This is a genomic window from Oceanidesulfovibrio marinus (assembly GCF_013085545.1).
In the GTDB taxonomy this organism is placed as follows: domain Bacteria; phylum Desulfobacterota; class Desulfovibrionia; order Desulfovibrionales; family Desulfovibrionaceae; genus Oceanidesulfovibrio; species Oceanidesulfovibrio marinus.
Window position 1 is genome coordinate 2,506,736 of sequence record NZ_CP039543.1, and the last position, 21,678, is coordinate 2,528,413.

Consider the following 21,678-nt stretch of genomic DNA (forward strand, 5'->3'; position numbering starts at 1 on the left):
CCCCTGGACCCCAAATATGGGTCCAGGGAGCTAAGCTCCCTGGTGGGAGCCCGAGGGCGAAACCCTCGGAATCACAACGGTTGGGACAACGTCCCCCCACTCGTAAGGAGCGAAAATGCAGACCAAGACCTGGAAAAAGCTAGCCATTCTCGGCGCCATCGCAGTGGCGGTCGTGTTGTTTTTCGCCCTGGGCCTGCACAAGTACCTGACCCTGTCCCAGCTCAAGGGCTCGCGGGATGCGCTGTTGCGCCTGTACCAGGAGCACACGGTGCTCTTTGTGGCCGCGTACTTTGCCGCCTATGTAGCCATCGCCGCGCTCAGCCTACCGGGAGCCGCGGTGATGACCCTGGCCGGCAGCGCCATTCTCGGCTTCTGGACCGGCCTGATCACGGTCTCCTTTGCCTCATCCATCGGCGCGCTTCTGGCCTGCGCCATCTCCCGGTACGTGGCCGGGGGTTATGTGCAGCGACGTTTCGGCGACAAGCTGGGCCGGTTCAACGCCGGCATCGAGCGCGAGGGCGCGTTCTACCTCTTCACCCTGCGCCTTATCCCGGTCTTTCCGTTCTTCGTCATCAACCTGGTCATGGGCCTGACCAGGATGCCGCTCGTCACCTTCTACTGGGTTTCGCAGCTGGGCATGCTGCCCGGCACGGCCGTGTACGTGAACGCGGGCACGCAGCTCGGCGAACTCGACTCCCTGTCCGGCATCCTGAGCTGGCAGATCATCGCCTCGTTCGCCCTGCTGGGCATCTTCCCCCTGGTCGCCAAGAAGGTGCTGGGCTGGTACCGCGCCAAGAAGGGGTTGCAGGCCGCGCCTGTGCAGGAGCCCAGCGTAAAAAACTGAGTCTCATCGGGGCGCGTTGGACCGCATCCAATCGTCCTTCGACAATCGGTAGAGCACATGCCGCTCCAGAGGGTGTCCGCTTTCCAGCTTCGGGTGGTTGAAATCATCGGCAGGGTCATGCGTCATGCCGAGCCGCTCCATGACCTTTCGGGACCGAACGTTCCGGGGAACGGTGAAGGAGACGATTGCGTCGAGACCGAAAGCCGTGAACCCGATTGACAGGGCCTTCCGCGCGGCTTCTGTTGCGTATCCGCAGCCCCAGAACCGGTGCGCGAGCCGCCACCCCACCTCCACGCACGGCGTGAAATGCGCTTCAAAATTGGCTGCCAAGAGACCGACGTAGCCGATGAACTCGCCGGAGCGTCTGGTCTCGACAGCCCATAAGCCGAATCCGGATTCGCGCATTGCCGCGCAGATTCGACCTGCAAGCTGATCGCTTTCAGCCCGTGTCAGACGCCTGGGCAGGAACTCCATCACACGGCTGTCGCGATTCATGGCCGCGAACGGCTCCAGATCCGCCTCCTTCCAGGAACGCAGCACAAGGCGTTCGGTCTGTATGGGCAGCTCCACAACGCTCACGGCGCTTTCTCCCGCGCTGTTTTGCGGGTCTCATATCGCATGTTGGACAAAAAGCTTCGCCTCGGTGTATTTTACCAGACCGTTTCAGCCCCGGCGCATACGCCCGCCTTTTTTCCCGAGGATTCGCCGTGACTTTCGATGACCAACCGTGTGCGCATTTGCGCCAGCTTCTCGAAGACGCCGACACGCCCACGGCTCCGCCCTTGGATGACGTGGACTACGAGGACGAGACCGAGACCTCGGACAGCGGCGGCAATATACTGCGCTGCCGTTCCTGCGGCCACGCCATCACCAAGGCCAGCTTCCGCACGCAAAAGGGCGGCCGGCACTGCCACGTGTTCTGCAATCCCTCGGGCATCGTCTTCGAGATCGGCATCTTCTCGGCCGCGCCCGGGGCCGCGCTCACGGGCCAGCCCAGCTCCGAGTTCACCTGGTTCCCGGAGCACTCCTGGCGCATCGCCGTGTGCGGCTCATGCCTGGTGCACCTCGGGTGGATCTGGAGCGGTCCGGCCGGCATGTTCTACGGCCTGGTACTCAACATGCTCGTGGAAGACTCATAGACACGGCGCGCATGGCATCCGCCTGAACGCATGCAAAGAGCCGCGCAACGCAACGGCCAAGCGGCAATGTTCCAGGGCGACAATGCGCGCTAATGCGCGCCACTGTAGATCAGCGGTTTGAAGTTGAATGCCTCGACGCGCTCTTCATTATGGCAGGACAGACACCTGTCCATGGTAGGCTCCAGCGTGATGTCCGCGGGATCGCCGTACTCCGCATGCACGCTGCCCGGGCCGTGGCAAGTCTCGCAGCCTACGTGCGCCATCTCCGGCGTCTCTTCCTTGGATACGAAACCGCCGGGCTTGCCGTAGCCGGTCGTATGGCATTCGTAACACGTCTTTAAATCGGCATCGGTAAGGTTGGAGCTCATGATCTCCACAGAGTGCCAGGAGTGGGCCTTCTTCGAGTACTCCATGAAGCGGTCGAACTGCTCGGCATGGCAGTCCCCGCACGCCTTGGACCCGATGTATCGCGCATCGGGCGGGGTTTCCGCCACGGCCCCGGGAACAGCGAGCAGGCTAACGCAGAGAAATCCGGCGAACATCCCCAAGAGAACCGCGATGAAGGCATAGCTTTTCCGCATTGTCCGCTCCTCTCTTTTGCATCCCGGTGGCAAGAGCTTCGTCTCAAGACGGTCGTAATATTTGGTGGCAGTCACGTCAATGATGTGACACGAATGTGACACATCTTCCACGATCCAAATACGTTGAGAATCAATACGTGGCGCATGATTCCCCCGCTCCGATTGTTAAATTTGCATCACCATGCCCGCTGCATCTTCCCACTTGGACAGAGCGTTGTTATATTCGGAGCTGGCACGTTTCCGGGAGATGTTACTCCGCCGATTCACGCCCGCGCATCCAACCAGGACTCCATGACACGCACCACACGTTTCATCGCCACATCCGCACGCACCGTTGTTCCGCTGGTTTCCATCCTGCTCGCCGGACTGCTCTTCGTGCTCCTCGACGTCCGCGAGGCTCTGGCCTGGGGACCTGGCGTGCATATGGCCATCGGCCACGCGCTCATTGCCGGCGCGGGCAACCTGTCTTCGGCCACGGCCGCCCTGCTCGCGCAGTTTCCCGGCCCGTTCCTGTACGGCTGCCTGGCCGCCGACTTCTTTGTGGGCAAGGGTGTCCGCTATGTGGAAGGACACAGCCACAACTGGGCCACCGGCCACGCCATGCTCCGCGAAATCAAACAAGGCGCCGACCCGGCTCTGCGCGCCTACGCCCTGGGCTACCTGGCCCACCTGGCCGCGGATACCGTGGCCCACAACTTTTTCGTCCCCAACCTGCTGGCCATCATGCCCATGCGCGGCACCCTCTCCCACACCATGCTGGAGTGGGAAGCCGACCGCCGGGTGACGTGGTGCCCGCGGGAGACCAACTCCATCCTCGCGGCGCCGCCTGCCGGCGCGGACGCCTCTCTGCTGCGCGCCACGGGCCGGCGCAAGCTGCCCTTCCTGCTCCGCAAGGGGCTCATGCGCAGCGGCGTGGTGCTGCAGAGCCCGCCTGTGGGTAACTCGGTCATCACCTCGGTGCGCCGCGCCGCCCTGCCCCCGCGGCTCGCCCCCTTCTGCGACGTCATGCTGGAGCGCTCCCGCGCCGCCGCGGCCGACGTGCTCCGCCAGCCCGAAGACTCCCAGGTGCTGCACATCGACCCTATCGGCGCGCGCAACCAGATGGCCGTGCGCCGCTTCCAGCCCGGCGCGAGGATCAACCTCGGTACCCTGCGCAAAGAGCTGCCCGATATGCTCGACAGCCGCTCGCGCATGCTGGTGGACCCCCTGGAGGCACCGCGCTTCCCCCTGGACGAACGACTGGTCTGCCTGCCCGCCTTCAGCGCGGACGCCGCCTGACAACCGACCGACCAGGACGCCCGGCGTTGCGCTCCTCCTGGAAACGCGCTATCCAATCGGCTTATTGCGTGCGTGTTTCTGAACGAACCGTCTTAATCCGACAAGGAGCTTCCATGGCCGATCCCAAGGACTTCACGCTCTTCTCCGGCGGCGCCGGCGGCGCCGAGGCATGCTTCGGCGAGATCGCCGAAAAATTCGGCGTGAACGAAGTGAACTTCTCCTTCGAAGGCCACCAAGTGGCCCGCTCGCGCGGCGAGCGCATCCTCACCCCGGAGGAGCTGGAACGCAAAGACGTGAGCCTGACCTACGTTTCCAAGCTCCTGAACCGGCGCTTCACCAACGCGCCGCTCATGCGCAAGGTCCTGCAAACCATCATGTACATGGTGGATTCCGGCTACGAGATCTTCGTGGTGGGCACCATCCAGGACGACTATACCGTCAAAGGCGGCACCGGCTGGGGCGCCGAGTTCGCCAAGATCTGCAACAAGCCGCTCTACGTCTTCGGCCAAAAGCGCAACGCCTGGTTCAAGTGGGACGCCGACGCCTGGATCGAAGTCCAGAATCCCGTCATCACCAGCTCCCACTTTACCGGCACCGGCACCCGCTTCCTGGAAGACAACGGCAAGAAAGCCATCGAAGCGCTGTTCCAGCGCTCCTTCGGTTAATACTGAGGGACGCCGTCCCTCAGACGCCCTGCCAGGGAGCACTGCTCCCTGGACTCTTTGCAGGGTTTAAAACAGCTTTTTCCGGAAACCAAAAATAACAAAGGGCATGAGTGACGGCGTCACTCATGCCCTTTGTTATTTTTATAGTCTTTCAGACTCAACGTAACATCCGAGGGGCTTTGCCCCTCGGCCACCCGCCCCTATTAATGGGGTCAAGGGGACCAGTGGTCCCCTTGCAGGGGGCGTGGGGGACGGCGTCCCCCACACATAAGACCGTTCTACTTCTTGGCTTCCAGCCCCAGCAGATCGGCGGCCGCGGTTGCGGCTTCGAGGTAGTAGGCCTGCGGCTCCAGGGCGTCCTTGCGCGCAGGTTCAATGAGCAGTCGGGGCGCGTTGGCCAGCTCGGCCTTGGGGGTGATGCCGTACTCGGCCGGGAAGGCGTTTTCGAAGTACATGGCCTGGAACCCGATAAACTTGAGGGCGTGGGCCGTGGCGTCCAGCACGGCGACCTCGTCCTTGCCCACGATGCCGGCTGCGATGGCTTTCTGCAGACCGGCCAGACACTCACCGCCCTGGGTGTCGGCAATGTGGCCGTGGCGGTTGGCCAGCAGCATGGACTCGATGATCTCCTGCTCCGTGACCTGGACCACGGCGAACTTCTCCTCGCCGCCGATGGCCACGACCTGGTCGGCGTAGTGCTTGACCCGCGGGAACGAGACCGGGTTGCCGATCATCGCGGCCTGGGCCACAGACGGCGTCACGGCCACCGGCGCATACTTGCGCGCGGCCGGGTCCTTTTCCTCATAGTAGCGGTAGACCGGGTCGGCGTGGTGGGACTGCACGCCCACGAAACGCGGCAGCTCGTCGATAATGCCGAGCTTGTGCAGCTTGAGAAAGCCGCTCATGATCGCGGTGATGTTGCCGGCGTTGCCAATGGGCACAAAGATCGCCAAGTTGGCCACATTCCAGTCATACCACTGGGCCACCTCAAAGGCGTAGGACTCCTGGCCCAGGATGCGCCAGGCGTTCTTGGAGTTGAGCAGCGCCACGCGATAGTTTTCGGCCAGATGCTCAACCACCTTCATGCAGTCGTCGAACACGCCGGGCACCTCCAGCACGGTGGCGCCGCTGCCCAGAGGCTGGGCAAGCTGCTGCGGCGTGACCTTGCCCTGCGGCAGGATGACCACCGAGGTGAGGGGGGCGCCCACATAAGCGGCGTAGAGCGCAGCGGCGGCCGAGGTGTCGCCTGTGGAGGCGCAGACGGTCAGGACCTGGTCCCAGTCGTTCTCGCGCACCAAGCGCTTGAGGTAGCTGAAGGCGCAGGCCATGCCGCGGTCCTTGAAGGATGCCGAGGGGTTCTGGCCGTCGTTCTTGTAGGCGAAGCGGCGTCCGATGCGCTGGGCCAGGGTGTCGTTGGCCTCGATAACGGGGGTCTGGCCCTCGCCGAGATAGACGATGTCCTCTTCTTCGAGAACCGGGGCCATGAGCTCGTAGAACCGGAAGATACCCCGGAGGGAGGCGCGCTTGGCCGCGGCGCGGGCGTCGAACACGTCGCGCCACGTCTCGCCGGGGGTTTCGGTCAGTCTGTCGAAGTTCGTGTCCTCTAGCAGAAAAACGCCGCCGCATTCCGGGCAGGTGTAGTGAAGCTCGTCGATGGAATAGACTGCCTGGCAGCCAAGACATCGATATTGCATGGAGCCGCGGTACGGAGGAAAGGCATGAGTCATTGGGGTGTCCTCGAAAAAATCTTTGGGTGGAATGAATTGGCGAGGTTGTGTCGTCGGCAATACCATTGCAGGAATGCCGTGTGGAGCTGCTGTGCGATCTTCCCCGACCCCGACGCGTCACTCCCTGCGGAGTCTCGTCATATCGACCGTTGCCCTGGAGGGCAAGTGCCGGGAGATGATGAAGAAGCACTTCCGCACGAGCGGTACGCACCACGCCAGGCCGTCCAAGAGCGTCTATGGGCTCTTATAATACTTTAAAATAGCACATGAAAATATTTTTTCTAAAAAATGCGAGACCTTGCTTGACAACGTCAGTGATTCGCGTAAAAAGGTCGCTTCTTGAGGGGCTGTAGCTCAGTTGGGAGAGCGCTTGAATGGCATTCAAGAGGTCGTGGGTTCGATTCCCTCCAGCTCCACCAAAAGAATTTCAAGGGCTTAGCGTTAATCCGCTAGGCCCTTTTTCTTTGGGGCGCCACGCCATTGCACCATCCGCCATGTTGTCCACATTTTTTGATGGCTGCGGCGTGCTTCCTTTTTCTCTTCTTCCCTGTCACCCCACAATCATTCCGAAATTTGTCCCGGCGGCATAGGCCATAGTGCTTGGCACCATGCCCTGGTTGAGCATGGTGGTTATCCAAAGGTAGCGACAGCGCCAAGCCGAGAAAAACGCGGGGCACCTCCGGCGGCCGGGGGAAATTATTTTGCCCGGCCCTCTGGGTTGGCCCGGAGGCTTACGAATCCGCCGGGGCGTTTGCCCTTTGGCGTGTCGTCGAGGCTGCCGCCGTTAGCCGCATTTTTCAAACGGTCCACGGCGTGCTCCTGCCAGAGCTCCCCGGTCACGTGGCCGTCCAGATTGATGCGGACGCGGACAAGTTCGCGCGTTTTCACAAGGTAGCCCAGCGTTGTGAACTCGTCCCCACAGACATAGCCAAGCAGGTATGCCATTTTACCAGGGTATTTCTGCAAAAGCAGATACAGCCGCTGCGCCTGGTCGGTTGTGTCGAGGTTTTTTTCAATCGTCCCGGGTTGTAGGTGGCCCGCATGGGGTTGCCGTCCATCTCGGCTATGGCCATAAGCCGGTCCATGGCGGCGCCGGTTGTGGCTTGGTCCGGCGCGGTTGCGGTCTGGTCCGGCGTGGTATCCCCCGTGATGCCCGCAGCCACGAGGGCGTATTGCCAGTTGGCGGCAAGATAGATGACCAGGCCCACAATGGCCACGGCCCAGAAAATGCGGCGCGGCGTGATCAGCCCGGCCAGGCTGGCCCGGCGCATGGCCGCGCGCTCCCATGGCGGCAGGTCATCCGGGTCGTAGTTGCTTGGGTCGGTCCAGTCGGTCATGGTTGTGCCTCCGGTGGTCAAGGGATCACTGATCCCCTGGAACCCTGATCTATGGCTATTGCGGCCTATGGCGACGTAGCTGATTGGCGCAGGAATATGTGGGCTTCTGGCGCGTACAAGGATGAATCTATGTGTAAAGGGCCTTGGGAACCCTGTAAATAGACGAAGTGAAAGAAACAAATCGTTAATATAATATGCCGATACATAGCATATGTGCTTGCCAGCCATCGCCCTCTCACGCTCGCGACAGGTTGCAGCACAAATATGCGCCCCAAACCTCTGAGAATCGCTTTAAAAAGTGGTGCAGACGCGAGGTGGCCAATGATTTCACCGGGTAGCAGTGCACGGCCTGAATGGCATTCAAGATCATGCATCGCGCGCAGCAACTGAACGCCAGCAATACCAGGAGATGGCCTCACTTCATCGGACCATTCAACGACAAAACGCAGACGGAAAGTTGTCTGGCTACGCCCCCTGGAATAAGGGCACGCGCGATCCTTTCCCGTGCTTATTCCGGGAGGGCTTCAAGCAGTGAACGAACTCGTTCTTCATCACGTTCACTGACCGGGCTATACACCACGAGGCCGAGGTCTGGGCTTCCATCAACGGTAAAGGCCATATACTCCATAGTGATGGGTCCGACATCCGGATGAAGCAATTGCTTGACGCCGTCGCCGTGTGTGCGCACCTCATTCTCATCCCATATTCGCGCAAAATCAGCACTGGACTGGCGCAGCTCGTCCACCAGTGCCGCCACTTCCTGCGTGGCCCCTGTGCGCGCCGTCTCCGCCCTGAATGTTGCGACGACAAACCGGGCCACGCTTTCCCATTGAGACTGGGCGGAACGGACACGGGGGTTGGCAAAGACGAGCCGCAAGATATTGCGCTCGCGGGGCTGCAGCTTTTCATAATCGGTCAGGGTCGCCAGGGCCGCTTTGTTCCAGGCTATGATGTCCCAAGTGGCGTTTCGGATAATGGCGGGACTCGTGCCGAGCTTATCCAGGATACGCTGCAAACGCGGCGAAATCGTATCGACCCTTTCATAGCGCGCAGCGGGCGGACTGCCAAAAGCCAGGAGAAACAGATGCTCCCGCTCCGAATCGGAAAGCATCAGCGCCTGGGCTATGCGCTCCAGCACCTCTGCCGATGGCGTTCCACCCCGCCCCTGCTCCAGCCAAGTGTACCACGTGGCACTGATATTCGCCCCTTGGGCCACTTCCTCCCGCCTCAACCCTGGTGTCCGTCTGCGTACAAGGGGTAGGCCCAAGGCGGCGGGATCGAGCCGTGCGCGGCGGTCCTTCAAATATTCTCCTAACATCCTACTTCTGTCGTCCATGCGGATTATCCTGGTACTTTGCATACTAGTATAACGTCACTACTTCACGGCCGTGCATGGTGGGGTCATAAACAGGCGCTGCTGACAGAATCTTTACCATTAGGAGCGCTCACCATGCGTATTTTTGTTACTGGAGCCACAGGCTTCATTGGTTCTCATGTCGTCAAGGAATTGATCGACGCCGGCTATGACGTCTTGGGCATGACGCGTTCAGCAGAGGGTGAAAAAACTCTCGCGGCCATGGGGGCTGACATCCACCGCGCCACGCTTGAAGATGTGGAGGGCCTGCGCAAAGGCGCGGACAGCGCGGATGCGGTCATTCACCTGGGCTTTAACCATAATTTCGCAAAGTTCGCGGAAAGCTGCAAGATTGACCAACAGGCCATCGAGGCCTTGGGGGCAGCCCTCGCCAACTCGGACCGGACGCTCATTGTCCCCTCTGTCATGGGAGGATTGACGAGCCCGGGACAAGTAGCGACCGAGGACATGGTCCGGCCAGAGGTTTCGCCACTTCCTCGTGTGTCGGAGCAGACTGCCCAATCATTGCAAGGAGTTGATGCGGTGGTGGTGCGTCTCGCACAGGTGCACAACACGGTCAGACAAGGGCTTGTCACCAATGCCATCGCGATCGCACGGGAAAAAGGCATGTCCGCGTATGTTGAAGATGGAATGAATCGCTGGGCCGCGGTGCACGTCCGTGATGTTGCGCGCCTCTTCAGACTTGTACTCGAGCAGCATGAAAAGGGAGCAATATACCATGCCGTGGCCGAAGAAGGCATACCGATGCGAGTTATCGCCACGGCCATCGGACTGGGTCTCAACGTGCCCGTGAAGTCCATTCCGTCACATGAAGCCCAGGACCACTTCGGCTGGTTCGCCACCTTTGCTTCCCATAGCATGATGGCCTCCAGCGCCATAACCAGAAAAAAGCTCGGTTGGGCTCCAAGCGGGCCGGGGCTGATCTCCGACCTTGAGCAGATGGATTACTGAGGCGACGCTTGTTGCCGGTGGACCTGAATTCCGTAGGATTCCTGGAGGTTTCCGACACAAGTGCTCACATCGCCGGAAAGAGGCAAATACGATCAAGCATTCGGAGTTTCTGAGTTGTTGTTTGGAAATGACATTTCAGAGGTCATGCCCCCCCTCCACCCAAACTTGCCCAATAGAAAAGGCCCGGCCAGCTTCGTCGCTGACCGGGCCTTGTTCGTTGCGTTGTTCCTGTTGGTGAACCGGGCGAGGAATGGGAAGTGCGGTTTGTTGCGGGTCAAGTTGATGGCATGGTATATATGATTCTAGGTAGAGTTCTGGATGCAGGATATTACTGATGCAGGTTGTAGTGTAATGGCTCAGATCGTAGACGGCGCTATCCATTGAGGCATGCCTATTCCTAACCATGGTAAATAATTCCCGAAATTCAGAACGTTGGCGACATCTTTTTTCCACACCGAGAGGAACGAGCAAATTCGTTTCCAGGGCAAAGTGCTCAGAGTCTCATCGAATGGCTTTCTCGAGATAACTATCTTCCTTCATGGATGGAGAGCTTGTTAAGATTGAATCTTGACCAATCTGGCATCTATCAGCTCGTAGTGTTCTATTGTACCGATGAGAACACGGTTCTGTCTTATTTTTAGCTCGGTTTGTTTTAGACCATCTAGGTGATATTATTCGACAAGCACCTATAGTTAGAGGAGGTCACTTGTCCGAACAAGCAGCAAGCAACATTTCACCCTGGTTTGTGCTGGCAGGAACCCTTGGGGGCTACGTTTTAGCCCTTGTTCAAACAGCTTTAACTCACCACTTCAACAGCAAACTCGAAATCAAAAAACTCACCCATATTAAGGAGATTGAAGCACATACTTCTGTCCTTCTCGCATGCGATCGGTGTATCAAGCTCATTGATCCTACAGATAGTGTGAGCTATCAAGAGGTCAAAGCTGTGTACCTCCCTGAATTTGAAAAGGTGAGGAAGCACTATGCGTACCTTGATAGGCAGATAATTTTCTCTGTCGAGCTACTTTTGGACCATTTTCGTTCATATCTGTTGCGTGGGCATCCAGACCTGGATGTCTCAGCATCCGTTCTCTTCGTTGAGAAGGACTTGTACAGTACAATCTCCCAGCTCAAAAAGCATGTGATTAAACAACTGACAAAGAAAAGAGGCAAATCTGCGGTTGCCCTTTGAATCCGCGCTTCACCGATTCAGCCGAGTTTTAAGTTCCAAAGTCCAGTTCAAAGCATGTAAACTTGGTCAACCATCCGGAGAATCAAGCCATCTAAAATCTATCCGACATCCCAGATTGCCTGTTGACCGCAAATTCAAGAGCTACATGATTTCAGCGGATGCAGCCACCATTCTGGCACAGCCTCCAAAAGGTCGCGGATTCGATTCCCCTGCTTCACCCAAATTCCCCAAAAGAAAAGGCCCGGTCAGCGACGAAGCTGGCCGGGCCTTGTTGCTTTCAAACGTCAGAGAGGTGCCGTCACGACACAGGGGCAGTCGCGTCGGCCTCAGACACGGCCTGCACCGCGCACAGCCCGCTCTTCAGGGGTTGCGCTCCCGAGATAGTGTCGAAGTGCTCATGCCCGAACAGCATGTTGGCGTTGCTGGTAAAGCAGCCGAACTCGGGCTCCTCCTGCTCCGGGAACCACCACGCGTGCTCGGCGTGCACCACGCCCTTTTGCAGGCGCTCATCCGGGTGCAACAGAAAGCGCTGCGTCCCATACGGCGTGCGCACCTGGACGAGCTGTCCTTCCTCCAGGCCGAGCGCCTCGGCATCTTCGGGGTTCATGTCCACCATCGGATTGGGATGGAGCTTGCGCAACGCCGGGATGTTGCGCCCCTCCGTATGGAAGAACGGCTTGAGCTTGCAGCCGGTCATGAGGATGAAGGGGAATTCTTCCAGGAGCTCGGGCGTGGACACAGGAGAAATGGGCGGCTCCGTGTACACGGGCATGGGCTCCAGTCCCATTTTGGCCATGACGTTGGAGTAAAGCTCCAGCTTGCCGCTCGGGGTCTGGAATCCCTGCTCCTCGTACTTTCTGTACTGCATATCGCCGAACAAGATGTCCTTTTCCGCGAACTCGCTGAACGTCATGCCCGAGGGTTCGAGAATCCACGCCATATAGTCGTCCCAGTCCTTCCAGGGGAATGCCTCGTCCAGCCCCAGCCTATGCGCCATTTCGAGCATCACGGCCCGGTCGTCGCGCGTTTCGCCTATCTGGGCCAATTTCTTGCGCGAAAGCACGCACCATATCTTGTGGAAGTAGACGATATCGTCCTGCTCAAGCCAGTGGGCCGTCGGCAGCACCAGGTCCGACACCGCGGCGGTAGGAGTCATAAAGAAGTCGGACGTCACCGTGAACTCCATATGGTCGCGCAATGCGCTGCGGACAATATCGCCCCGCGTGTGCGTGAGTATCGGGTTCGTGCCTATCAGCCAGATGGCCTTCGGTTTGTAGGGCTTCCCATCCACGCACGCCTGCCAGAAGGACGGCGGATGCGCCCCGGGGCAAAGCGGGAAGGGGCTGATGCATTTCTCCCGCTGCTCCGGGGGGAGGAACTGTGCGCCCTGCACGGCGTGGTCCACCATGCCGGACTTCGGCCTGAGATTCGCCGGCGGCACCCAGCGGACCATACCACCGGGCACGTCGATGGACCCGCACAAGGCGAGCAGCAGGTACACGGCCCTGGCGGTCTGAAACGCGCAGACGCTCTCGTCGATGCCGTTGCCCCAGATAAGCGTAGACGGTCCGGTCCGCGCAAAGGTCAGCGCCGCCTGCTCGATCATCTCGGCAGGTACGCCCGTTATCTCCTGCGCCCATTGGGGCGTGAACTGCTGAACATGGGCCTGCAACTCCTTGAAGCCGGAGCAGTAGTTCTCCACAAAGTCCTTGTCGTAGGCCTCGTGGGCAATGACCACGTGGATCATGCCGAGCATGAGCGCGCACTCCGAGCCGGGGCGCAGTGCCAAGTGATAATCGCTGCCCTCGCACGCCTTGATGCGCCGAGGGTCGATAATAATGGTCTTTTCCGCCTCTTTCAGGGCCTGGATGACCATCTTCCCGCAATAACCGCCCTCGCCTCCGGATTCCATGATGTTGCTGCCAAAGACCATGACGCAGCGCGGCATGACCCCGGAACGGCCATAGATATCCGGCTGGGGGAACCAGCCCATGGTGATTCCGGCGCAGATGTTCCTGGGAACATAGCAGTTGTGCGCGGGAGAAACGTGGTTTGGCGAGCCGAGCGCATTGCAGAAACGGGGAGTGAACTCCGTATAGGGCCGTCCGGTTCCCTGGGCGATGGCGATGTACTCGGGGCCATGCTCATTGATAATGCGCTTAAAATGGCTTTCCATCAGGTCAAGCGCCTCGTCCCACTCGATGGCGCGCCAGGCGCCCTCGCCCCGCCCCTTTTCGCGCAGCAACGGACGGGTGATCCTGTCCGGATGGTAGAGAGTATCGGCGGCCCGGGCGCCTTTGGGGCAGATGTAGCCCTTGCTGGTCGGGCTGTCCTTGTCGCCGGTGATGCGGACTATCTTCCCGGTCTCGTCCTGATGGACGAGAAGCTGGCATACGCCGTGGCAGCCTCTGCAAGAGGATCGGGTAATCGTTGTCTTCGTCATGCGTGTCTCCTTCCCTGGCGGCATTGCAGCGCCATCCGCCGATTACTGGCACTTGCCTTGCCCGGGCCGCGTTCATATATCGGACGTCTTCCTGAACGGCTTCAAGCCTGATTCTACCCGCATGCGGCCTGGTGCCATAAAGAATCAGGCCTACACTATCCGAAAGAGAGATCTCACGGATAGGTTTGAAAACGGTAGCATAGACCCTGTCGCCTCGAAAGTGAAACTTAACTCGCTTTCCGTGAGGTGAACTTGCCACTGCGCCGGATACAAGCCGTTCCATTGCGGCCCTGCTGGACAACGTTTATGAAGTTTGTTCTGATGCTTTTGCTCGGAAATATCCTATATAGGCAATCAATAGCAACAAACGCATTGCGCCTTGTTTTTACTATGATCGTAAATACCTTGAAGAGATATACCAGAATCTGTTCGACACCAGACCAATACGCCTCTCAGTTCAGACGAGACAGCCAATGCGATTCATAGGAATGCCCGTACTTCTTTCCTGCTTTTTTCTGATGGCGGCTCTGGCACCAGCAATGGCCGCCGCCCCTGACCCGAGCCTCAACCTCACGCCGGCAGAGATAGCCTGGCTCAATGAAAACAGGGACTCCATCCGGTACGCGCCCAATCCCAACTGGCCTCCGGGCGACTATATGGAGAATGGAGAGCATAAAGGGATCGTCGCCGATTACATAAAGATATTCGAAAAAAAGCTCGGCGTTCACTTCAAGCGCATCTATTACAACGATTGGGAAACTCTCTACCATGGCCTGATGACTGGCGAGTATGATCTCATTGGTGCGTGCCAGAAAACAGAAGAGCGCCAGAAGGTTCTCGTATTTACCGAACCCTTTCTGACGACGCGACTTGCCATTATCACCAGGACGAATAGCCCGCGCCTGAAGTCTCTGGATGAGCTGAACTCCATGACTGTCGCCGGAATCGAAGGATACTCCAGTCTGGACTATGTAAGGAATGGATATCCTGGAGCCAAGATTGTTGCGTGTGACGACGACCTGACTGTTTTACTGAAGGTTTCCGCGGGCGCTGCCGATGCTGCAGTGGTAGATTACATGATGGCCAGCTATCTGATCGATAAATACGGCATCACAAACCTCAAATACGACACGGAGTTCAATTATCATTGGGACCTGAGATTCGCCATTAACAAACACAAGGCGCCGCTCCGTGCGATTCTGGACAAAGTGCTCAGCACAATAAGTGACGCTGAACGGCAAGCTATTTACAATAAATGGGTACGCATCAAATTGGACCACACGCATGGCTTCCTTGAGCGCAATTTCAAAGTCATTACAGCGTTCTTTGTGCTTGTCCTGCTCCTGCTTGCCGGCGTGGTAGTTTTCAATCGTTCATTACAAAGACAGGTTGCTGTCCGCACAAAGGAGCTCAAACAAAACGAGCAGAGACTCAAAGACGCCAAAAACACCGCAGAAGCAGCCAACCGGGCCAAGAGCGAGTTCCTTGCCAACATGAGCCATGAAATACGGACACCCCTCAACGGCATTTACGGCATGCTGCAGCTTATCGAGGCCACGGCCACGGATTCCGAACAAATCCAATATGCTAAATTGACCATGGAATCCTGTAAGCGCCTGACCCGCCTGCTTTCAGACATTCTCGACCTCTCCCGGGTGGAAGCGGGAAAGATGACAATAGCTTCCGCCCCCTTTGACCTCCGGGATGCCATCAGGTCGGTCGAGACTCTTTTCTCATCTGCCGCCCAAAAGAAAGGGCTGGCATTGCAATTCAAAATCGATGATTCGCTGCCTATGATGTTGCGTGGCGATACAATCCGATTGCAGCAAATTCTGAACAACCTCGTCGGGAATGCAATCAAGTTCACCGAACAGGGAGAAGTCGTTGTTGAAGCACATCCTCTTCCTGTCCAGAAGCAGGGCGACTACAGAATATTCTTTTCCATCTCTGACACTGGCCCGGGGATAGATGAGACGCAGATCGAAACACTCTTCGAGCCCTTTACGCAGGCCATCGAGGGGTACACCAGGAACCATCAAGGCGCAGGACTGGGGCTGGCCATTGTCAAACGGCTTGTATCTCTTCTTGATGGCGAGATCTCCATCGACAGCAAAGTGGGAGAAGGAACCACTGTCAACGTGAGCCTCACCTTTCAATCCGATATGACGCACATGGAACCGGATGAAACGGCTGCCGAAGAGACTGCGACCAGGCAGCTCCACATTCTTCTTGCAGAAGACGACCAGGCGACACAGGTAGCCACTGCAAAATTATTGGAAAAGCAGGGGCACAAAGTGGTTGTGGCAAATGACGGCGCGCAAGTGCTGCAGGAAATAGAAAAAGAAATTTACGACGTAATTCTCATGGACGTTCAGATGCCGGAGATAAACGGCATCGAGGCCACGCGCCGAATCCGCGACGGCGCAGTGGGCGTGGACAAGAAGAACATCCCGATCATCGCCATCACTGCCTACGCCATGGAGCGTGACAAGGAGAAGTTTCTCCGGTCAGGCATGAACGCCTATCTTGCCAAGCCCCTGGAGGCAGGCACCCTGGCGGAAACGATTTCAAGGACTCTCCAGAACACGAATTCTCCCCTGTAAGCGCAAATCCCGCAACACCGGCGTTGACCCCGAATTCAGCAACATTTCGCGGTGGTTTCTGAATATTACGGAGTACGCCACTTCAGCTTCCCTCTGCCCGCTCCGCAATATACCGCGCCATCATCAGATCGAGGTGCGCGCCGCCACCGTTTTTAAAGACGGTGATCTCTGTGTCCGACTGCCGGCCGCACGAGGGATTCTGGATCATGTCGTAGAAGTCCCCTTGCACGGCGTCGGCGGTGATCACGCCGTTGGCAATGGGAATGGCCAGCTCGCCGATATGGCCGATGGTGGTTTCGCGGCTGTCCACAAAGAGCGCCCCGCCAGCGATCAGGCTGTCGTCCGCCTCGCGCATATCCGCCTTGTACGCGCCGATCAGGTCCACATGCGTTCCCGGCCGCACCCACGCGCCATGCAGAACCGGCTCGCGCGCCATGGTCGCCGTGGCGATGATGTCCGCCTCCCTTGCCGCTGCGGCGAGCTCCGGAACGGCGTCGACCTCCACGCCGTAATCTTCGAACTCACGAGCCAGCGCCGCGGCCTGCTCCGTACGCCGCGCCCAGATGGCAATACGCTCCAGCGTCGGGAACACGGCACTGTACGCCTTGATCAGGCTCCGCGCCACGGTCCCGGCGCCGACGATCAGCAGGGTTGCGCTCTCGGGCCGTGCCAGCAGCGATGCACCCAGCACGGAGTCCGCGGCTGTCTTGAACTCGGTGATGAGCCGGCTTTCGATGATCGCGGTCAGTCGGCCGTGCTCCGGCTCAAACATGAGCATGGCCCCCTGCACGGAGGGCAGGCCCGCCTGCGCGTTCCCAGCAAAGATGGTGGTGGATTTCACGCCATAGCCAAGGCCCTCGATGTACGCGCCGCGGCTGAGCAACGTGCCCTCCGCCGGCCCCAGGAATATGTCGTCCACCTGCGCCCTGGGCAGCAGATGGCCAGAGCGCAACGCCTCCACCGCGCCCGGCCACGTCAGCTTGTCCACAGTCGCATCGTAGGTAATGATGGAAACATTCACAGTATCTCTCCAGCAATATCTTGAAGCGTAAAACGTCGCCTGCCACTCGTTCAAATCTGGTGACATACGCTGGCCTGGCATTCAAGTCATCGTAGGAACTCGCCGCCTCGGCTCGCCATGACTTCCCAACGAAAAGCCCGGCCGGCGAATCGCCAGACCGGGCTTTGTTGCTGTGGTGAAATGCCGGTGAACGGAGTCTACATTGTACGTGTGGGGACGTCGTCACCCACGGCTTCGTCAATCTGATTCGGAGTAGCGCCGGCGTGTGTGATCATGCTTTGGAGCATGCGGGGACCGATCAACATTCATTTCCAAGAGACGACCATAGCCGGGAATCTGCGCAAGGCTCGGACAAAATGGAAGCGAGCCAACCATGAGACATGTTGCGTTCGCCCTGCGCCAGGCTCCGCGGCATCGCGTCGTCACAGGAACGGCTAGAAAGGTAGAGTCCCGGTGCCCATCAGCCAGAACGCGGGAACCCAGAGGCCCACAGGGACCCAGATGATCAGCGACATGGCAAGGAGCTTGGGGCTGAGCTTGCCGTAAAAGGCGAGGAAGACTTCGAGGGTGAGCACGGCGTAGCCCAGACAGGCCATGGCCAGGTAGTTGGACTTGCCGATGAGCTGCGTGCCGTCGGCCATGATCGGGCTGCCGAAGTAGAAAAGCAGCATGTAGATTGCGGAGATGAAGCAGACCGTCAGGCTGACGTTGCCCACGGAGCGCAGATCTTCGAGACCGACGAGCAGCGCGTACGAAACGCACAGGTACAACACGCCGTGCGCGAAAAGCAGCCCTGCGATGAAGGGGTCGTGGTAGAATGTACCCTGGATCAGTGCGCCTATAACCACAAGCAACCCGACAAAACCAGTGGCCACACCGGTGCCCTTGGCCTCGCCCTTGCCCAGGTTCAACAATGCAACGGGCAACCACATGACGGAAATCAAAATGAGTAAAGCTGTTGTCACGGAACACTCCTTTCTCTGCAGGGGTTCAATAGATATAACGAACGCCAGAGACACAACACTTTATCATCGTGATTTTAATGAACAAGAACCCACTCGAACACAAATATGCATTCTTAGGGGTAGCCAGTATACCATAGTACATGATATACTATCTGATTGCGGCGATGTGTACTGCACTGAAAAGCAATATGCAGGCCAAATGCAGAGAATTGTGAAATTACATGCCATATTCAAAAATGTTAATATTTTGACGGGGCATTTTGGATCATAATACTCAATAATTAATTTCCATTTCCTCCAAGTAGTTCCGTAAAAACAATACGATACTGCTTCGTGTGTCATTTTTGGCTTTACATGGGTCAAAGTGCCACACGGAATGTGCTGCAAACGTGACAATACACCATGCCATCTGCGCCTTTGCTCTTGGGTTAGAACTGAGCAAAGCGCCTGCAGAGAGGCTGAGCTCTTTTATTGATGGGAACGAAGCAGCGGGGAGAGATGTGGGTTACGACTATGGTGCGGCAGTCATCTTATGTGGCAGCCTGGCCGGGGCAGTGTCTGCCCCCTTCCAGGAACTTTCAATACCGGCGGCCGGCGTCACCACGCCTTCTTGCGCGCGAAAAAGGCGCCGCCGCTCAACCAGTCCTCCGCGCATGAGAGCACGTTCTTTTCCAACCCACCGTCCAAAAGAAGCGCCATGGCCCGCGCCAGGAGCAGGTAGCCGGCTTCGAGACCGAGGGCGCTGGCCCCGTGCAGCAGACCAAGCTGGACGCTCTCGGCCAGCAGCCTCATGATCGCGTGGTTTTCGATGGGGGTCAGGGCGTCCCCGGACTGGTTGCTCTCAAGGCACATCGCCTCGCTCACCGAGTTCCAGCCGCGGCACACCAGCGGGCGGGCCGGATATATCGAGCAGTTCCCCTGCTCCAGAAACAGGCACGGGTAGAGATGGCGCTCCATGCCAATCTCCTGCCGGCTCTTGCCGCGCATGCGTTCCACCAGGGCGCGCGCCCTGAGCTCGAGCTCCTGGAGCTGTTGCGGGCCGCGCGTCTCCAGCAGATAGAAGCCCAGGAACAATGCTTCCGGCGCTGTCAGGGAGACCTGGTTATAGCAACAGTAGACGCAGCCCCGTTTGCAGGCGAGCGGAGGGTCCAGCTCCAGCTCCGCCATCAGGGAATCGCAGACCTCGTACGACTCCCGCATGAGCTCGTACAGCGTCCGGAAGTCCTGGTCGGAACCGTCAGCTTCTTTGGCCCCCAGCGCGTCCGCCATTGCTTCCATGCGCTCCTGGATGATGCGCGTGGCGAGCGCTTCATGCTGGGAAGCAATGTCCGGCGCCTGGATTGCCGGCCCAACGTGTACGCCGCGGACCGCGCTGCGTTGCGAAGCGCGTTTCGACCTGCCCGACCTGGAGCGGGAACCGCGGGCGCGGGAACGAGAGACCATTGGCCACCTCTGCTGCTGACGGTTGATTGCGGGCGGTACTCCCCACACTCAAGCCCTTCATGCAAGCGGCCCGCGGTGTCAATGGATTTCATACGGTGGCCGGGCGCGCTCTGCGGGCTCCGCAGCGCACCTCGTGTGATCTGCCGGATGCTACGGCCCTAGGCCCATTGCCCGGCGGCAAATCCGGACGACCACGCCCACTGCAGGTTGTAGCCGCCCAGCTTGCCCGTCACGTCCAGCAGCTCGCCGACGCAAAACAGCCCCGGAACTTTCTTGGCTTCCATGGTCTTGGAGGAAACGCGGTCCGTATCCACGCCGCCGAGCGTGACCTCGGCCTTGGCGTACCCGGCCGTGCCGCTGGGGGTGAACTCGAAGCCGTGCAGCGCGGCCTCCATCCCGACCAGCCGCTTTTTGGAGAGGTTGGCCGCCGGTCCGTCCCAGCGGTACCGCGCGCAGAGCCACCCGGCGAGCCGCTTGGGCAGCAGCGTCCCCAGCACGTTTTTCAGCTCCATGCGCGGCGATGCTTCCAGCGCCTGGGCCACGTCCACGCCGGGCAAGAGGTCGATGGACAGCGTCTGCCCTTCCCGCCAGAAAAGCGAAGCGTTCAGGACGGCCGGCCCGGACACGCCGCGGTGCGTGAACAGCATCGAGCCTTCACTGGCGTAGTGTCCGGTGTCCGGGGCGATGCGCACGGGCAGCGAGGCCCCGGTCATTTCTTTGCACAGCGGGGCCAAATCAGGCCCGGCCAGCAGCGGCACCAGCCCTGGCCGCCGCCCGGTGGAGCGCAGCCCGAACCGCTCGGCCAACGCGTACCCCAGACCCGTCGCCCCGACCTGCGGCCACGACGGCCCCCCAAGGGCCAGCACCAGCGATGCGCCGGAAAAAACGCCGCGGTCCGTGTCCACGCGGAAGCCATCGCCATCCTTTGCGGCGGCGCGGATTTCTGTCCCCAGGGAAAACTCCGCACCCATGGACAGCGCCTCGCGATGAAGCGCCTCGGCCACGTCCTTGGCCCTGTCGCTGAAGAGCATGCCCTGGCCCATATCGCGCACCGGCAGCGAGTGGCGCTGCATGAAGTCGATGAAATCGTACGGCGTGTACTGCGCCAGCGCGGATTTTACAAAGTGCGGGTTGGCGCAGTGATAATCGCTGGCCGAGGCCCCGGTGTTGGTGCAGTTGCACTTGCCGCCGCCGGAGATGCGGATCTTGTTGCCCGGCGCGTCGCCGTGGTCGATGACCAGCGTCCGCCGCCCCCGCGCCGCACACTCCCTGGCACAGGTCAGCCCGGCCGCCCCGGCGCCGAGGATCAGGACGTCGAATGTATTGGTATTGTTGGATGAACTTCCCGGCATGTGTCACTCCGGGGCAATAGCTAGCATGGGATGAGGGGAAGAGCCAGGGGGTGCAGGGCGCAATATCCTGAATGGAAAACAGCGCATCTCTACGAGCTGTGCTCCACAGGTGTATGGACTTGACCACTCCGGCATGGTAACTATGTTACCAGCAAGGGAGGCCATATGCCCACGAACACCCTCACATCGAAGCAGAAGATGAAGCAGTACCGCGCCAGGATGAAGGAACGGGGCCTGCGGGCCATCCAGATCTGGGTGCCGGATACCCGCTCTTCCGAGATCCACAACGCCTTGCGGCGGCAGTCGCTTCTCGCCAGCCAGTCTGCCGACGAACAGGATGTGCTCGATTTTCTGGAAGATGTTTCGGCCTGGGATGACGACGCATGAAACGGGGCGATATCGTGATCGTCGCCATGTCCGGGGATTACGGCAAGGTGCGTCCCGCGCTGATCGTCCAGAACGACGTGACCCTTGAGACGCACGCCAGCATCGTCGTCTGTCCACTCACCTCGCACTGCATCGACGCGCCGCTCTTCCGCATCCCGGTCGCGCCTACCGAATCCAACGGCTTATCCACAGACTCGCAGATCATGGTCGATAAGGTCTCTGCCGTGAAGCGCGAGCGAGTCCGCGATGTTGTCGGCTCCCTCGACGACGAGACAATGGTGCAAGTGAACCGCACCATTGCGCTGTGGCTTGGGCTGTAGGGCTCGTTGTTACTTCATGATTTCTGCACTCTCTCGAACCAGCCCTTTGCTGGTC

At 59.2% G+C, this 21,678-nt stretch carries 21 protein-coding genes and 1 tRNA gene; 11 read left to right on the top strand and 11 right to left on the bottom strand.

Annotated features, from left to right (window positions below):
• Window positions 1–115 precede the first annotated feature (115 nt).
• Window positions 116–844, top strand: a complete 729-nt coding sequence (locus E8L03_RS11095; protein ID WP_144305329.1) for a TVP38/TMEM64 family protein — start codon at window positions 116–118, stop codon at window positions 842–844.
• Window positions 845–847: 3 nt separating this feature from the next.
• Here the strand turns inward: E8L03_RS11095 and E8L03_RS11100 are convergent, their stop codons facing one another.
• Window positions 848–1,423, bottom strand: coding sequence for a GNAT family N-acetyltransferase (locus tag E8L03_RS11100; RefSeq protein WP_216367896.1), 576 nt, complete (start codon window positions 1,421–1,423; stop codon window positions 848–850).
• Window positions 1,424–1,551: 128 nt separating this feature from the next.
• Here E8L03_RS11100 and E8L03_RS11105 point away from each other — a divergent pair, with 128 nt between their 5' ends.
• Window positions 1,552–1,983, top strand: coding sequence for a cereblon family protein (locus E8L03_RS11105; protein WP_144305330.1), 432 nt, complete (start codon window positions 1,552–1,554; stop codon window positions 1,981–1,983).
• A gap of 89 nt (window positions 1,984–2,072) precedes the next feature.
• Here E8L03_RS11105 and E8L03_RS11110 read toward each other — a convergent pair whose 3' ends face one another.
• Window positions 2,073–2,564 carry a cytochrome c family protein gene (locus E8L03_RS11110; RefSeq protein WP_144305331.1) on the bottom strand — a complete coding sequence of 164 codons (492 nt, stop codon included), beginning with the start codon at window positions 2,562–2,564 and terminating at the stop codon, window positions 2,073–2,075.
• Between the two features lie 291 nt (window positions 2,565–2,855).
• On the opposite strand from E8L03_RS11110, the gene E8L03_RS11115 reads away from it, so the two are divergent.
• Complete coding sequence (locus tag E8L03_RS11115; protein ID WP_171267380.1) at window positions 2,856–3,842, top strand: zinc dependent phospholipase C family protein; 987 nt, start codon at window positions 2,856–2,858, stop codon at window positions 3,840–3,842.
• Between the two features lie 113 nt (window positions 3,843–3,955).
• Complete coding sequence (locus tag E8L03_RS11120; RefSeq protein ID WP_144305333.1) at window positions 3,956–4,507, top strand: hypothetical protein; 552 nt, start codon at window positions 3,956–3,958, stop codon at window positions 4,505–4,507.
• Window positions 4,508–4,785: 278 nt separating this feature from the next.
• On the opposite strand, the gene thrC is transcribed toward E8L03_RS11120, so the two are convergent.
• Window positions 4,786–6,234, bottom strand: a complete 1,449-nt coding sequence (gene thrC, locus E8L03_RS11125) for a threonine synthase (protein ID WP_171267381.1) — start codon at window positions 6,232–6,234, stop codon at window positions 4,786–4,788.
• 91 nt (window positions 6,235–6,325) lie between these two features.
• Between thrC and E8L03_RS11130 the strand changes: the two genes are divergently transcribed.
• A complete protein-coding gene (locus E8L03_RS11130) occupies window positions 6,326–6,484 on the top strand; it encodes a hypothetical protein (protein WP_171267382.1) in 159 nt (52 codons plus the stop codon).
• Window positions 6,485–6,577: 93 nt separating this feature from the next.
• Window positions 6,578–6,653 (top strand) — tRNA-Ala (locus tag E8L03_RS11135).
• A gap of 277 nt (window positions 6,654–6,930) precedes the next feature.
• Here E8L03_RS11135 and E8L03_RS11140 read toward each other — a convergent pair.
• The 3 genes from E8L03_RS11140 to E8L03_RS11150 form a co-directional block, all read right to left on the bottom strand.
• The gene (locus tag E8L03_RS11140) at window positions 6,931–7,122 is read right to left on the bottom strand and encodes a hypothetical protein (RefSeq protein ID WP_171267383.1); all 192 of its coding nucleotides are present in this window, start codon (window positions 7,120–7,122) and stop codon (window positions 6,931–6,933) included.
• Window positions 7,119–7,571 carry a hypothetical protein gene (locus tag E8L03_RS11145; protein WP_171267384.1) on the bottom strand — a complete coding sequence of 151 codons (453 nt, stop codon included), beginning with the start codon at window positions 7,569–7,571 and terminating at the stop codon, window positions 7,119–7,121. Before E8L03_RS11145 ends, E8L03_RS11140 begins: the two co-directional genes overlap by 4 nt.
• Before the next feature lie 508 nt (window positions 7,572–8,079).
• A complete protein-coding gene (locus E8L03_RS11150; protein ID WP_171267385.1) occupies window positions 8,080–8,907 on the bottom strand; it encodes a helix-turn-helix transcriptional regulator in 828 nt (275 codons plus the stop codon).
• A 114-nt stretch (window positions 8,908–9,021) separates the two neighbouring features.
• Here E8L03_RS11150 and E8L03_RS11155 point away from each other — a divergent pair, with 114 nt between their 5' ends.
• A complete protein-coding gene (locus tag E8L03_RS11155; protein ID WP_171267386.1) occupies window positions 9,022–9,897 on the top strand; it encodes an SDR family oxidoreductase in 876 nt (291 codons plus the stop codon).
• 706 nt (window positions 9,898–10,603) lie between these two features.
• The gene (locus E8L03_RS11160) at window positions 10,604–11,089 is read left to right on the top strand and encodes a hypothetical protein (RefSeq protein WP_171267387.1); all 486 of its coding nucleotides are present in this window, start codon (window positions 10,604–10,606) and stop codon (window positions 11,087–11,089) included.
• Between the two features lie 298 nt (window positions 11,090–11,387).
• Here the strand turns inward: E8L03_RS11160 and E8L03_RS11165 are convergent, their stop codons facing one another.
• The gene (locus E8L03_RS11165) at window positions 11,388–13,532 is read right to left on the bottom strand and encodes a molybdopterin-containing oxidoreductase family protein (protein WP_244963514.1); all 2,145 of its coding nucleotides are present in this window, start codon (window positions 13,530–13,532) and stop codon (window positions 11,388–11,390) included.
• Between the two features lie 473 nt (window positions 13,533–14,005).
• Between E8L03_RS11165 and E8L03_RS11170 the strand changes: the two genes are divergently transcribed.
• Window positions 14,006–16,135, top strand: coding sequence for an ATP-binding protein (locus E8L03_RS11170; RefSeq protein WP_171267388.1), 2,130 nt, complete (start codon window positions 14,006–14,008; stop codon window positions 16,133–16,135).
• An 82-nt stretch (window positions 16,136–16,217) separates the two neighbouring features.
• Here E8L03_RS11170 and E8L03_RS11175 read toward each other — a convergent pair whose 3' ends face one another.
• The 4 genes from E8L03_RS11175 to E8L03_RS11190 all read right to left on the bottom strand — a co-directional run bounded on the left by E8L03_RS11175 (window position 16,218) and on the right by E8L03_RS11190 (window position 20,916).
• Window positions 16,218–17,156: an ornithine cyclodeaminase family protein gene (locus tag E8L03_RS11175; protein WP_216367897.1), complete on the bottom strand. Its 939-nt coding sequence runs from the start codon at window positions 17,154–17,156 to the stop codon at window positions 16,218–16,220.
• 434 nt (window positions 17,157–17,590) lie between these two features.
• Window positions 17,591–18,121 carry an AmiS/UreI family transporter gene (locus tag E8L03_RS11180; protein ID WP_171267390.1) on the bottom strand — a complete coding sequence of 177 codons (531 nt, stop codon included), beginning with the start codon at window positions 18,119–18,121 and terminating at the stop codon, window positions 17,591–17,593.
• Between the two features lie 597 nt (window positions 18,122–18,718).
• Complete coding sequence (locus E8L03_RS11185) at window positions 18,719–19,564, bottom strand: YkgJ family cysteine cluster protein (protein ID WP_171267391.1); 846 nt, start codon at window positions 19,562–19,564, stop codon at window positions 18,719–18,721.
• 158 nt (window positions 19,565–19,722) lie between these two features.
• Entirely contained in the window at window positions 19,723–20,916 is a 1,194-nt protein-coding gene (locus E8L03_RS11190; protein ID WP_171267392.1) for a BaiN/RdsA family NAD(P)/FAD-dependent oxidoreductase, read from the bottom strand.
• Between the two features lie 165 nt (window positions 20,917–21,081).
• On the opposite strand from E8L03_RS11190, the gene E8L03_RS11195 reads away from it, so the two are divergent.
• Together E8L03_RS11195 and E8L03_RS11200 are read left to right on the top strand one after the other, a co-directional pair.
• Window positions 21,082–21,303, top strand: a complete 222-nt coding sequence (locus E8L03_RS11195) for an antitoxin MazE family protein (protein WP_171267393.1) — start codon at window positions 21,082–21,084, stop codon at window positions 21,301–21,303.
• Window positions 21,300–21,623 (top strand): type II toxin-antitoxin system PemK/MazF family toxin, encoded by a 324-nt coding sequence (locus tag E8L03_RS11200; protein WP_171267394.1) that lies wholly within the window; start codon window positions 21,300–21,302, stop codon window positions 21,621–21,623. Before E8L03_RS11195 ends, E8L03_RS11200 begins: the two co-directional genes overlap by 4 nt.
• Window positions 21,624–21,678 lie beyond the last annotated feature (55 nt).

Excerpts from the sequence above, each read along its gene's own strand:
- E8L03_RS11170 (WP_171267388.1), top strand. The coding sequence starts at position 14,006 with ATGCGATTCATAGGAATGCCCGTACTTCTTTCCTGCTTTTTTCTGATG.
- E8L03_RS11185 (WP_171267391.1), bottom strand. The coding sequence starts at position 19,564 with ATGGTCTCTCGTTCCCGCGCCCGCGGTTCCCGCTCCAGGTCGGGCAGG.
- E8L03_RS11165 (WP_244963514.1), bottom strand. The coding sequence starts at position 13,532 with ATGACGAAGACAACGATTACCCGATCCTCTTGCAGAGGCTGCCACGGC.
- thrC (WP_171267381.1), bottom strand. The coding sequence starts at position 6,234 with ATGACTCATGCCTTTCCTCCGTACCGCGGCTCCATGCAATATCGATGT.
- E8L03_RS11190 (WP_171267392.1), bottom strand. The coding sequence starts at position 20,916 with ATGCCGGGAAGTTCATCCAACAATACCAATACATTCGACGTCCTGATC.
- E8L03_RS11155 (WP_171267386.1), top strand. The coding sequence starts at position 9,022 with ATGCGTATTTTTGTTACTGGAGCCACAGGCTTCATTGGTTCTCATGTC.
- E8L03_RS11095 (WP_144305329.1), top strand. The coding sequence starts at position 116 with ATGCAGACCAAGACCTGGAAAAAGCTAGCCATTCTCGGCGCCATCGCA.
- E8L03_RS11115 (WP_171267380.1), top strand. The coding sequence starts at position 2,856 with ATGACACGCACCACACGTTTCATCGCCACATCCGCACGCACCGTTGTT.
- E8L03_RS11150 (WP_171267385.1), bottom strand. The coding sequence starts at position 8,907 with ATGGACGACAGAAGTAGGATGTTAGGAGAATATTTGAAGGACCGCCGC.
- E8L03_RS11120 (WP_144305333.1), top strand. The coding sequence starts at position 3,956 with ATGGCCGATCCCAAGGACTTCACGCTCTTCTCCGGCGGCGCCGGCGGC.
- E8L03_RS11110 (WP_144305331.1), bottom strand. The coding sequence starts at position 2,564 with ATGCGGAAAAGCTATGCCTTCATCGCGGTTCTCTTGGGGATGTTCGCC.
- E8L03_RS11195 (WP_171267393.1), top strand. The coding sequence starts at position 21,082 with ATGCCCACGAACACCCTCACATCGAAGCAGAAGATGAAGCAGTACCGC.
- E8L03_RS11200 (WP_171267394.1), top strand. The coding sequence starts at position 21,300 with ATGAAACGGGGCGATATCGTGATCGTCGCCATGTCCGGGGATTACGGC.
- E8L03_RS11145 (WP_171267384.1), bottom strand. The coding sequence starts at position 7,571 with ATGACCGACTGGACCGACCCAAGCAACTACGACCCGGATGACCTGCCG.